This window comes from Shewanella pneumatophori (genome assembly GCF_023283895.1).
Taxonomy (GTDB): Bacteria; Pseudomonadota; Gammaproteobacteria; order Enterobacterales; family Shewanellaceae; genus Shewanella; species Shewanella pneumatophori.
Genome location: NZ_JAKILB010000020.1, coordinates 1 through 12,579, shown reverse-complemented (window position 1 = coordinate 12,579; position 12,579 = coordinate 1). Strand labels below are relative to the sequence as shown.

11 protein-coding genes are annotated in these 12,579 nt (G+C 43.4%); 6 read left to right on the top strand and 5 right to left on the bottom strand.

Annotated elements, in window-relative coordinates; translation table 11 throughout:
* Positions 1-12: 12 nt before the first annotated feature.
* From L2740_RS20180 to lptM, 4 genes are all read right to left on the bottom strand, one after another.
* The gene (locus L2740_RS20180; protein ID WP_248951821.1) at positions 13-645 is read right to left on the bottom strand and encodes a DUF484 family protein; all 633 of its coding nucleotides are present in this window, start codon (positions 643-645) and stop codon (positions 13-15) included.
* On the bottom strand, positions 642-1,469 hold the full coding sequence (gene dapF, locus L2740_RS20175; protein WP_248951820.1) for a diaminopimelate epimerase: 828 nt from the start codon (positions 1,467-1,469) through the stop codon (positions 642-644). The genes L2740_RS20180 and dapF overlap by 4 nt, the downstream gene beginning before the upstream one ends.
* Before the next feature lie 64 nt (positions 1,470-1,533).
* Complete coding sequence (gene lysA, locus L2740_RS20170) at positions 1,534-2,778, bottom strand: diaminopimelate decarboxylase (protein ID WP_248951819.1); 1,245 nt, start codon at positions 2,776-2,778, stop codon at positions 1,534-1,536.
* Between the two features lie 5 nt (positions 2,779-2,783).
* Entirely contained in the window at positions 2,784-2,960 is a 177-nt protein-coding gene (lptM, locus tag L2740_RS20165; protein ID WP_248951818.1) for an LPS translocon maturation chaperone LptM, read from the bottom strand.
* Between the two features lie 409 nt (positions 2,961-3,369).
* Between lptM and cyaY the strand changes: the two genes are divergently transcribed.
* On the top strand, positions 3,370-3,699 hold the full coding sequence (cyaY, locus tag L2740_RS20160; protein ID WP_028767903.1) for an iron donor protein CyaY: 330 nt from the start codon (positions 3,370-3,372) through the stop codon (positions 3,697-3,699).
* Between the two features lie 82 nt (positions 3,700-3,781).
* Here the strand turns inward: cyaY and L2740_RS20155 are convergent, their stop codons facing one another.
* The gene (locus L2740_RS20155; RefSeq protein WP_248951817.1) at positions 3,782-6,205 is read right to left on the bottom strand and encodes a class I adenylate cyclase; all 2,424 of its coding nucleotides are present in this window, start codon (positions 6,203-6,205) and stop codon (positions 3,782-3,784) included.
* Between the two features lie 199 nt (positions 6,206-6,404).
* On the opposite strand from L2740_RS20155, the gene hemC reads away from it, so the two are divergent.
* From hemC to L2740_RS20130, 5 genes are all read left to right on the top strand, one after another.
* Positions 6,405-7,337 (top strand): hydroxymethylbilane synthase, encoded by a 933-nt coding sequence (gene hemC, locus L2740_RS20150; RefSeq protein ID WP_248951816.1) that lies wholly within the window; start codon positions 6,405-6,407, stop codon positions 7,335-7,337.
* Between the two features lie 5 nt (positions 7,338-7,342).
* Positions 7,343-8,074 carry a uroporphyrinogen-III synthase gene (locus L2740_RS20145; RefSeq protein ID WP_248951815.1) on the top strand — a complete coding sequence of 244 codons (732 nt, stop codon included), beginning with the start codon at positions 7,343-7,345 and terminating at the stop codon, positions 8,072-8,074.
* 64 nt (positions 8,075-8,138) lie between these two features.
* Entirely contained in the window at positions 8,139-9,287 is a 1,149-nt protein-coding gene (locus L2740_RS20140) for a uroporphyrinogen-III C-methyltransferase (protein WP_248951814.1), read from the top strand.
* Complete coding sequence (locus L2740_RS20135; RefSeq protein ID WP_248951813.1) at positions 9,287-10,456, top strand: heme biosynthesis HemY N-terminal domain-containing protein; 1,170 nt, start codon at positions 9,287-9,289, stop codon at positions 10,454-10,456. The genes L2740_RS20140 and L2740_RS20135 overlap by 1 nt, the downstream gene beginning before the upstream one ends.
* A 278-nt stretch (positions 10,457-10,734) precedes the next feature.
* On the top strand, positions 10,735-12,579 hold a 1,845-nt coding region (locus L2740_RS20130), incomplete at its 3' end, for a retention module-containing protein (RefSeq protein ID WP_248951812.1).

Here is a 12,579-nt window from a genome sequence, read left to right as displayed (position 1 = left end):
AAAGCCTCGCGATTAGATTTTGGTTAACTGGTGATCAAGAAACTGTTTTAACTGTGATAGTAACAAGTGATCCATTTCTGGATGAAAATGCATTGGATCTTGGCTGGCGATCGCAAAGATTACCTGACCGCTATCTTGTGATAAGCGAGACAATGCAACTGAACCTACTTCACTGCCAAATAGTCGTTTTGATTCTTCGATCGTTAAGCGACCAAAGTAATAGCCTGAATCAAGACGCTTGCTCCAGATCTTTGATAGCTCGCTATCAAGATCGTGCACTGTTATCAGCCTCACATGGGTAAAGTTAAACTGCTCTTTTAAACCAGTCGATAACACCTGACGTAATTCGCCCATATCTTCACATTTTAGCAGCTGCAAAGATAATGCACTGTTAAACATGTAGATCTGCTCATTACGTGATGCCATAGCCAACAGCGCAGTGATCTCTTCTTCTAATTGACGCACCCGTTGACGCAAGCTTTCTTGTTGGCGCTCAACCAATGACACAGCGCCACGCTCCGCATGCGGAATACGCATAGCCAGTAACAGCTCTGGATAACGACTGAAAAAGTCTGGGTTATCCAACAGATACTCGCGGATCAGGATCTCGTCAAAAGGAATGTTAGAATTTGGATTGTCGATCATTGTGCGATCTGCCCGTCATATACGTGTTCAGCAGGGCCTGTCATCCACAAAGGTTTACCTTCACCTTCCCAGTTGATCATTAACGTACCACCAGGAAGATCAACCTGCACATTGCGATCTAGCTTACCTTGTTGAATACCTACAACCACAGCAGCGCAAGCACCTGTACCACAAGCAAGGGTTTCAGCCGCGCCTCGCTCGTAAACTCGCAGTTTAATATGGCCAGAGTTGATCACTTGCATAAAGCCAACGTTTACCCCTTTAGGGAAGCGCTCATGATTAGTCAGATCCGCGCCGATCGTATCAACATCAGATGCCACAACATCTTCAACTTCAATCACGCAATGCGGGTTACCCATAGAAACAGCGCCACATAAATAAGTACCGCTCGATGCCATTAGTAGATAAGTTTTTTCTACTTTTTTAGCCGTGAATGGGATCTTATTAGGTTCAAGTACGGGAACCCCCATATTCACAGTAACTTTGCCGTCGCGCTCAAGGCGTAAGGTAATTTTGCCCGATGAAGTGCTAACTCGGATCTTATGCTTATGGGTTAGCCCCTTATTACGCACAAAACGAGCAAAACAGCGTGCGCCGTTACCGCACTGCTCTACTTCGCTACCGTCAGCATTAAAGATGCGATAATGAAAATCTAGATCGGGATCATAAGGCGGCTCAACCAGTAACAACTGATCGAATCCTACGCCAAAATTCCGATCGGCTAGGCGCTTAATTTGATCAGGTGAGAAAAACACATTCTGTGTCACTCCATCCACGACCATAAAGTCATTGCCTAAGCCATGCATCTTAGTGAATTGGATCAAGGTGGATATCCTTAAAAAGTATCAATAGCGGATCAAGGATCCGCTACTTAAGTATTGTTCTAGTTTACGGCAGGATCTGCTCACCTTGCCATAACTGAGCGACTTTTTCTCGCTCTCGAATGACATAAGCGTTATCTGCATCAACCATCACTTCGGCTGCGCGTGGGCGTGAGTTGTAATTCGAAGCCATCGTAAAGCCGTAGGCACCTGACGAACGCACCGCAAGGTAGTCACCCGCTTGCACGTTCAATTGACGATCTTTACCCAAAAAGTCTCCAGTTTCACAAACTGGGCCTACCACATCGTAGTTGTGTGTTGTACCTGCACGCTCGATCACCGGAATGATCTTTTGCCATGCGCTATACAGAGATGGACGGATCAAATCATTCATCGCACCATCAACCAAGGCAAAACGCTTATCGCTATTTTCTTTAAGGTAAAGCACTTGAGTAACAAAGATCCCGGCATTGGCTGCAATCGCGCGACCAGGCTCAAAAATCAATTTAAGATCACGACCGCCTAAACGATCGAGTAATGCTGCCGCATAAACATCTGGTTGTGGTGGCACTTCATCGTCGTAAGTCACACCGAGTCCACCGCCTACATCGAAATGTTTGATCTCGATACCTTGCGAGCCAAGACGATCAATAAGCGCTAACATGCGATCCATTGCATCGAGGAAAGGTTTGATCTCGGTAAGTTGCGATCCAATATGGCAATCTACCCCTTTGACCTCAAGACCCGCTAATTCATGGGCGCGGGCAAAGATAGCTTCGGCTTCTTCCATGGCAATGCCGAATTTATTCTCTTTTAAACCCGTTGAGATATAAGGATGAGTGCCAGCGTCAACATCAGGATTAACTCGTAATGATACAGGAGCAACCTTGCCAAGACGCAAAGCAACTTGGTTTAGCTGCTCAAGCTCTGCAGCCGACTCAACGTTAAAGCAATAAATACCAAGGTTCAGTGCCATTTCCATTTCTGCTACGGTTTTACCCACGCCAGAAAACACCACTTTAGCGGGATCACCACCGGCTTCTATCACCCGTGATAGCTCACCGCCAGAAACGATATCAAAACCACTGCCTAAACGTGCCAGTACATTCAGCACCGCAATATTTGAGTTAGCTTTTACCGCATAACAGATAAGATGTGGATGATCACTCACAGCATTGTCAAAAGCGTGCCAATGGCGCTCTAATGTCGCGCGAGAATATATATACAGCGGTGTTCCATGCTGTTTTGCGAGTTCGGCAACTTGGCACTGCTCCGCATAAAGCTCATCTGCTTGATATAAAAAATGATCCAACGTCTTTAGTCCTTTTTGCTCGGTTCGCTTTGCTTTTGCTCTGCGTCAGACACCTGCTGCTCAGTTGCCTGCTGATTAACTTCCTGTGGTGGCGTTCTATATAACGCACTTTTTTGGCCACAACCTAAAAGTACTAGGCTACCAAGCCCTACTAGCAAAAACAGTCTCATTTTATTCAACATCAGGTGACCCTTTGAGCAATAGCACTAAGGCTTGCTATACGGCGAAAATAGTTAATCCTGATGTTTGCAGACAGCCCGCTACGCGTCAACCCTCTAACGCATTTATATGGCGGCTTTATTACAACTAATATTGGCCTTGTTAAGCTTAAATGAGCAAAGTTAATTGGGTTAAATCGCAACTTGCAGGGTAAAAACGCGGTTAATACAAAATAGATCAACTAACCCCGGTAAGGCTTTAAGTCAGCTATCTGTCACTAAAACTATTTAAACTAATGAAAAAATTAGATTATTTATAATAATTGTCGCTATTTTTGATTAGCAAAGCATTAACCACAAAATTAATGTGATTGGTAATCATCGTGACGATTGGTAATATGATTGCATTAACTAAATCTGAGGAATAATTAGCATGGCTCTAACAGATTTCGAATTTCATCAATTGGTTGATGAAATATTTCAAACTATTGATAACGCATTAGAAGTACTGATTGACGAACAAGATGCAGATATTGATGTTGATGGTTCAGGCAATGTGCTGCAATTAGAGTTTAACGGTTCATCGACAATCGTGATGAACAAGCAAGAGCCTTTGCATGAGATTTGGTTAGCAACGCAGTTTGGTGGCTACCACTTTGCTTATGTTGACGGTAAGTGGATGGATGAGCGCAATGGCAATGAATTTATGCCATTTGTAATCGAATCTATCTTTAAGCAAAGCGGCTACAAACTCGATATTTAAAAGGGACTAAGCGATTTCCGCTAATCTCTTGTTAAATTACAACAAAGGGAAGCTCTGCTTCCCTTTGTTGTAATTACCAACGTTAAAAATCGACTTCACTCGACTCGTGTGTCACCCCAAAAGGCACGGCAATCAACACCCCTTTAATTCGGTCTAATTTAAAAAACTGTGGCAAGTTAAAGTTCTCTTTAGTCAGTTGTGGATCTTCAAAAGTATGGTAGTGGCTAAGTTTATTAACTAGCGCATTCACGTCCGTCCCCTCTTGCACATAATGATTTAGATCATTGGCTTCATCTAAGATAAAAACATCTAAACCTTGCTTACGCTGACGTAGAAAATATTGAATTGCGCCTTTAGCGGCATAATCTTGAATAACCGCAGGTAGTTTAGCAAACGGCTCATCACCTAAACTCGGGCGTGGCAATTCTAACAATTTACGCTGCGATAACTGCTGATAGAAAGATTTTGCGTCGCTTAAATTCTCGTAATGCATACCGCGATTATTGAAAAATAAACCATAACGAACTTTACCAACTTGTAGCGCATGAGCCAGCGTTGTTGAACTTTGTGCCTGCCGACTTAAACGAACAGCGCGGTAAAGTAAGTCTTTAACTGTGCGTTCAGTTTGCGAGCGTAACTTTAATGAGCAGCTAATCACATCAACAGACACTTCCGCGCTAGCGCGCTTCATCCCTGGAGTGACAAACGACAGTGCATCCAGAATGCTTTTTTCACCTTCAAAATGATTGCAGTGCCACTCACCCCAGCTGTTAAGACTAATCACATCTATCGAATCGACCATATTCAAATAGCCACGGCCAATCGAGAATACATTGCTATTCATGTAATCAACCATAATATCTTGCCCCGACCAGCTCTCAGTTGGATCGCTATTAAAATTAAGCAAGAATACAAGCTTACGGAAGTGCCAAGGCTGATAAAGTGCCATTTTAGACACCCTAATTGACTCGTTAACAATTAAGCCATCTAGGCGACTTGCGGCCTGAGTTAAATAATTTGATTTACGTTTACTTTGTCTTATTTCATGCCAGCGTGTTTGCTGATTAGCAACGCCGTTCAAGCTTGCCCAAACCAACAATTTCGCCTTACTTTTGGAATGAAATACCGCACTATGCTCAAGAAAATTTCTTGGATTTGGACTACAGCGATACAAATAATAATACTGATCGGTGGAGCTATAGATCACTGATAAGTTTGGTTCCAATATGGAGCGGCTCCATAGCGGATTCAAACGCATTATTTGATGTGCATCTTCACTGAAATAGGTATGTAGTTTTCGAGTTAGCAGCCCAAGCTCTGAGATCCGTAAGCTTTCACTCAACTTATGAGTCGAAGCAAATTGCAGCAAAGTGCGATAGCTACCCAACATCAATTCATTGAGCTGCTCGTTAAACCACTGTAACTGGCCACAATGCCAGTTTTCGCAATTATCCAAAGTGCGCAGTAAGCTGTCAGACCAATGCCAATCAGCAACTAGTTTTTGCATTTTAAAGTAACGCCAATCTACAGCTTGATCCGCCTGACTCAGTTTAACGCCACACTTTAAGTAAAAACAGCGCCGAGTGATCTCAAGTCGCCTAGCATCGCCGCGCTTCAATAAATAAGCCTCTATCGACTCATAAAGTAAATAATAAGCATCATTTGCAGCGGAAAAGTCCCCCTCCAATGTGTGCTGCCAAATATGCTCACTAACCAAGTGAGTATGTGGATACTCGCTGGCGTAAGCCTCTAGCAATAGCACTTTTAATAACGCTTTATGGGGCTTTTCTACCCCTTTGTACAATTGCCACAATGAAGCACCAAAATATTCACTCGCAGGCAGGGCATTGGTATCTCCGAGCGACAATAACGAGGCGCTTGATTTTGCATTTGGCCACCAAGCAATAGGCTTACCAGCAAGCCGAAACTGGCTGCGATAAAACTCTTCTAACAATAACCAATGTTGCGCACTACCACTGTGTTCTTGCCCCATGCAGTTGTATAAATCAGTTTGCGGCTCTCGCTCCTGTATAAACTGCAGTGGATGAACTAGGTAAAAATTCACCTCAAAATCAAACTGAGCAAACCAGCGAGTGAGCAGTAAAGTTTTATCGGCAAGTAATTGGCATTCATTTTGAGTGAGTTCGGCACTATGAACTAACCAGACATCGATATCACTTTGCGGATTCTGGCCAAAACTGGCCGTACTCCCCATGCTGTAAATCCCCTCTATTTGAGGCTTTTTTACCTGAGTAAAAGCGTCAATATCAATATTTAAGGTGTCGCAAGCTTCTTGAGTTTCATATGAAAGCTCAAAATCAATCACACCGCATGGCGTTAAAGGGCCGTTATAGCCGGGGAGTTTAGAGGAATTATGATGTAAAAAGACCGCAATAAGCCGCAACAGGTGACGCTTTAGTGGCGACAATAAAGCTATCGCTCTCGCAAACCTGATAACATCTAACCTCTGAGCGGCATGCTCAAATTTACCAAGCTCATGTGGCAAATGATTCGACCTTTAAAAAGAAAATAATGCCCCTCTAATGTATATGGCAATCTTCACAGCAGCAAGCAAATGTGATCAAGATCACTATTTTTCCAGTTTTAGAAATGGGTAGACTTCAAAGAATCAACAACAGAATGTTACATCTATATTCAGCCAATGTTAGCATTGGCGCAAATAAGTTCTAAGATGGAATATCTTCATGTCTCAAAATCTGATCCGTATCGCAACACGTAAGAGCCCTCTTGCCATGTGGCAAGCCGAATTTGTGAAAGCAGAACTGGAAAAAATCCACGAAGGCCTCACTGTTGAATTGCTACCGATGAGCACTAAAGGTGACATCATCTTAGACACTCCGCTTGCAAAAGTGGGTGGTAAAGGTTTATTCGTTAAAGAACTTGAAGTCGCTATGCTAGAAGGCGAAGCTGACATTGCAGTTCACTCAATGAAAGACGTGCCAGTGGAGTTCCCTGAAGGTCTAGGTCTTGAAGTGATTTGTGAGCGTGAAGATCCACGTGATGCATTTGTTTCAAACACCTATAAGACAATCGAAGATCTACCACAAGGCGCTGTTGTTGGTACTTCTAGCTTACGTCGTCAGTGCCAAATCCGCGCTGCACGTCCTGATCTAGTGATTAAAGATCTACGTGGTAACGTTGGAACTCGTCTAGCTAAGTTAGATGCTGGTAACTACGATGCAATCATTCTTGCAGCTGCAGGCCTTAAGCGTCTAAAGCTTGAAGAAAGAATCGCTAGCTTTATTTCAGCTGAACAATCACTACCAGCAAACGGCCAAGGCGCTGTAGGTATTGAATGTCGTACTGATGATGCTCGCGTTAAAGCACTGCTAGCTCCACTTGAGCACGCTGAAACACGTATGCGCGTTATCGCAGAACGTGCGATGAACACTCGTCTTGAAGGCGGTTGCCAGGTACCAATTGGCGCATACGCTGAAATCGATGGCGACACCATCAACCTACGTGGTTTAGTGGGTAACCCTGATGGCAGCCAAATCATCACAGCTTCTACCACAGGTAGCACTGCAGATGCAGAAAAGTTAGGTGTAGCATTGGCTGAAGAACTACTCGAGAAAGGCGCAAAAACCATTCTTGATGCTGTTTACGCAAACGCATAATCACGATGAAAGTCTTACTGACGCGCCCAGAAGGGCGCAATCAGTTGATGATAGAGGCGTTGACTCAGCGCAACGTCTCCTATTTTGTTACGCCCTTACTTAACGTTCAATCCACTTCCAACCTCAGTACTGCAGACGTTGAGCTTACACTCAATCAAGCCGACATCATCATTTTTATCAGTACCAACGCCGTTACTTTTGCTTCGCAGATTATTGATAACCAATGGCCAGCTCACGCGCATTATCTTGCCGTAGGCGATGCAACTTATAGTGCTTTGCAAGCGTTAGGAATTAACGCAGAAAAAGCGCCTGAAGATTGCCAACAAACTGAAGGACTATTAACACTCGACTCGTTATCTAAGGTCGATAATAAGCATATTGTTATTGTTCGCGGCCAAGGTGGCCGAGAAGATTTGGCCACAGAGCTAATAAACCGAGGCGCAAAACTTAATTATTGGGAGGTCTATAAACGTGGCTGCCCAGCAATTGAAGCCAGTGTTATTTGCCAACAATGGCAAAGCTTCGGCATTGACACTATTATCATTACCAGTGGCGGAATACTCGATAACCTAGTTAAAACAGTACCAAAAGAGCTATTTGCTTGGCTGCAAACTTGTCATATTATAGTGCCAAGCTCCCGGGTATTCGAAAAAGCTCAAACATACGGACTTGCACATGTAAGCAATGCAACCGCCGCCAATACTAATGCTATGTTGGCTGCGTTATCACTTAAGTAGTCCGCAGCTGATTTAAGTTAATACTCGTAAATACTGCAGCATCATCGCTTTCAAGGACTGTTTAATGGAAACCAAGAACACTGACGCTAGCGCTTCAGAACCAACAACTGAGCCAAAAATTGCCACTCAGCCTGTTATCGACACTCAGTCAGAACCAGAAACTAACTCCAACGAAAGTGCACCTAAAGAGCAAGCTCAACAGCAAAGCTCAACCCCTTGGGGCATTATCATCACCCTATTTTTACTGCTCATTTTGGCGTTTGCTTCAGTTGCTGGCGGCTATTACCTATATCAACAACTACAAGCTCAGCAAGCCGAGTCTGCAAAGCTAACTCAACAGCTTCAAGCGGCTTTAGTTGAGCCTAATCAGCGTATTGCATCGCTTGAGCAGCAACAGGGACGGTTTGCTACCAGTGTTGAAAATGCAATGGCACAATCACTTGAGCAACAAACTCAGCTCGAAGAGCGCGTGTCTATTATTGCTCAGCGTAACCCTAATCATTGGCGCGCAGAAGAAGCTAAATATTTAGTGCGCTTAGCAGGTCAAAAGCTATGGCTTGAAAAAGACCCTAGCACTGCAACTAGCCTACTAAAAGCAGCTGATGAGCGTATTAAGTCGATGCGCGATCCATCGTTAATGCCGCTTAGAAAAGCATTATCTAAAGATATCGCCGCTGTAGCTTCAGTTAAAAATACCGACATTTCGGGCACTGTTTTAACCTTAGATGCCATTATTGATAATTTAGATAAGTTGCCACTAAACCGAGCTGAAACCCACTTCTCTTCAGAAGAGGTGGCTGACACGCAAATGACTGAGTCTTTAGATGATTGGCAGTCTAATCTTGCTAAATCTTGGCAGGCCTTGATTGACGATTTTGTTATTGTAAGAAAGCGTACAACTGACGCGGCGCCGCTTTTAGAGCCAGATCAACAATGGTATCTAGTTGAAAATACTAAAAACAAACTACTACAGGCACAATTGGCTTTATATCGCCAAGATCAAGTGAATTACCGCAATTCGATTAAACTCGCTAGAAAGTGGATTTTTCAATATTTTGATTTAAAAGATCAGCAAACAACAGACACGCTTGCTACTTTAGATGCGCTAGAAACATTAAAGATCCAATCAACCAGCATTGACCGTTTTGCAGCCTCAAACATGCTTAATCAGCTGGTTACTTATGGCAACTTGATGACAGAGGAGGCGCAATAATGATCCGCGCTCTGGTCTATCTCGTCATCATCTTGCTAGGGCTGTGTGTTAGCCCTTTTCTGGTCGGTAATAAAGGCTATTTGTATCTCGCAATTGGCGAATACCAAATTGAAACTAGTATCTTTTTTGCTGTGATTGGCTTAATTATTTTTTACAGCTTATTGCAACTAGTTGAGTTTGTAATGGTATGGTTATTCAACTTGGTGCTAAACAGCCGCTACCTACCTGAACGCTGGCGCAGAAATGCGGCACGTAAACATACTTTACTTGGTGCGCTAGCTTTAGCTGAAGAGAACTGGCCTGCAGCTGAAAAGGCCATGGCTAAAGGCGCTGAAAAAGGCGAAATCCCTGCACTTAATTTGCTTGCCGCCGCTCGTGCAGCCCATCACCAAAATAACTTTCAAAGCCGTGATGAATACCTAGCCAAAGCAGAACTCGAGCCACAAGCCGTTAAAGCAGTAAGCACTACCCGTACACGTTATTTACTGCAACAAGGTGAGCTAGCTGCTGCTAGAGAAGAGCTAGACAAACTTAACCCGACCAGCAAGAGTAAGTTTCCAGTACTTAAGCTTGCTATTGAGTTATACCAAGCACAGCAAGACTGGCAAGCACTTAAACTGCTATTACCTATTATTAATAAAAAACACGTTTTGGCAGATGAGCAGTTTCAAGCTTTATCGCTTACAACTAATACCGCCTTACTAAACCAAGCTGGACTAGCCAATGAGCAAGAGCTAGAAAAATGCTGGCACTGGCTAACGCGTGCAGAAAGAAAGCAACCTGAATATATCGCACTTTATGCCATTGGTTTAAATAGATTTGAACGCGGAGATGAAGCCAAAAAACTACTGCTAAAACAAGTTAAGGCTGCACCATCTGCACCGATTTTACAGGCTTTAGCAGAGGTCATTTCACCTGCTGATGTTGAAGTTAAAAAACAGCTGCTAGCTCTAGAGACTCAATATCAAGACAATCTTGATTACCAAGTTTGCTTAGCAAAGCTATATCAAAAGAATCACGATTTTCATCAAGCGAAGATCTGGTGGCAAAAGGCTTGTTACTTAAAAGATGATCGCGACAACTTGCATGCTTTAGCTGATGCACAGGAACATCTAGGCGAACTCAACCGAGCCCTGCAAACCAGAAGAAATGCCGCTAAGCTCATCTAACTTTTATACCTTTTTAAACTAAAGGCCGTTATTTAAACGGCCTTTTGTTATTTATGCCTTATGCATAAGCTACACTTCTTGTGCTAAGTCACTGATTAGCCGCCTATTCAAGCTATTTTAGTTAAACTCAAACTAAATCCTCCTCCCTTGCTTGACTTCCCATAATTTGACAACCGTTCAATGCAGTACAGAATTTATACTGTTAGTGCACCAATAAAAAATGACTAAGTACTAACAATCCTTCATTTCGCTCATGGATGAGATAGTTAGAGTACTTTATGATGGATAAATTTATTCCAAAGCAGGATGCCAAGATTCTTGAGCTTTCTGGTGCAATAAACACAGTTAATGAACAAGGTATAGAAACACCGCTCAAAGTCGGTGACATACTTAATGTTAATGGTGTTTATAGCATTGCTGTGGGCGCAACTTTTATATTGCAATACAGTGATGGCACCACGGTAAATCAAAATGATTTAACTCAAGCTGACTCGGTTCAAAGTGAGCCTGACAATATTCAAACAACCTCTGATGATGACATCGCAGCATTACAAGCGCAGGTTGAAGCAGGGGAAGATCCGAGCTTAGAACTGCCCGACACCGCAGCAGGGGAAGCCGCTCCGACTTCAAATGAGGGCGGCGGTTTTATTGCTGTTGGTCGTACCGGAGATGAAACCATAGCAGCGGCAGGTCATGACACCGAAGGTTTTGAGCAAGTGTCGACGCCAATCGTGGAAGAAGAGCAAAGCTTTTTAATTCAATTCCCCATCCCGACTATCACATCAAGTTCTGTCACGCTTTATGAGCAAAATTTAGCACAAGGTAGCGCCCCACAATCAGCTTTGCTGTCTCAAGCTGAAAGTGTGTCTGTTACTGTACCCGCGGGTATAAATTCACTGACAATCAATGGCCAAGCCATATTCGTAGCTGGTGACTTTGTAGGCCCAGTAACCTTAACAACTGAGTTAGGTGTACTGGTTTTCAGTGATTATGATCCTGCGACATCAACTTTAACTTACAGCTACACATTAGCTTCTAATTTCAATCATCAAGACACAGATACATTAACGGAGATATTTCTACTAGAGCTCACTGATAATCAGGGAAATAGCGTCACATCTGTCGTTAATGCAAATGTTGTAGATGATGCTCCAAGTGGGTTAGATGATGTTAACGAAATCACTCAAGGTAATGAAGTTGGCGTATCTGGCAGTGTATTAACCAACGATACCTTGGGTGCAGACTCCGCAGTAGTAACTCAAATCGCAAACAGCCAAAATAGCGCTGCTGATATTGCAGGCAATACCGTGATCTCCGGTATTTACGGCTCGCTCGTTATCGCGGCAGACGGTAGTTATACCTACCAATTAAATAATCAACTTCCTGAAGTGCAAATGCTCGCTCTTGGTGAGCAAATTATCGAAACCTTTGACTATGTTCTTACTGATAGCGATGGCGATGCAGTAACCCAAACGTTAACTATCACGATTACTGGTGAGAATGACGCTCCGCAGATCACCTCTTCGCTTGAAGATGCGCAAGGCACAGTGATAGAAGCTGGTGTATTGGTTGGCGGTAATATCGAAACAGCTGGGATCCCACAAGTTACAGGAACACTAACTGCTGATGATATTGATAATGGTGCAGTATTAACTTGGCAGCTTGTTAGTGATCCTATGACGCCTTATGGTGTTTTCTCCTTAAATGAAGCAACGGGTGAATGGAGTTTTAGTTTAGATAACGAACTTGCCAATAGCTTAGCTTTTGGCGATAGCACAACTGAAACATTTACGATTACAGTTACTGATCAGTTTGGCCTGTCTGATACTCAAGAAGTCACTATAACGATTGAAGGTACCAACGACATCCCTGAGCTGACAGTGACCAACACTGGCAGCGTCACCGAAGACACTATTGATGTGGCACCAGACCGCCTTGTTGCCACTGGTGACATCACCACCTTTGATGTCGATAACAATGATGTTCTTACTTTAAGTGCCAGCTATAACGGTGATATTGATTGGCAAAATCCGGCCATGGCCGCGCTCACCGCTCAGCAAGTCTCGGACTTATTGGCAGGCTTTAGTCTCGATAACGATGACATGGGTTGGACCTATGATATC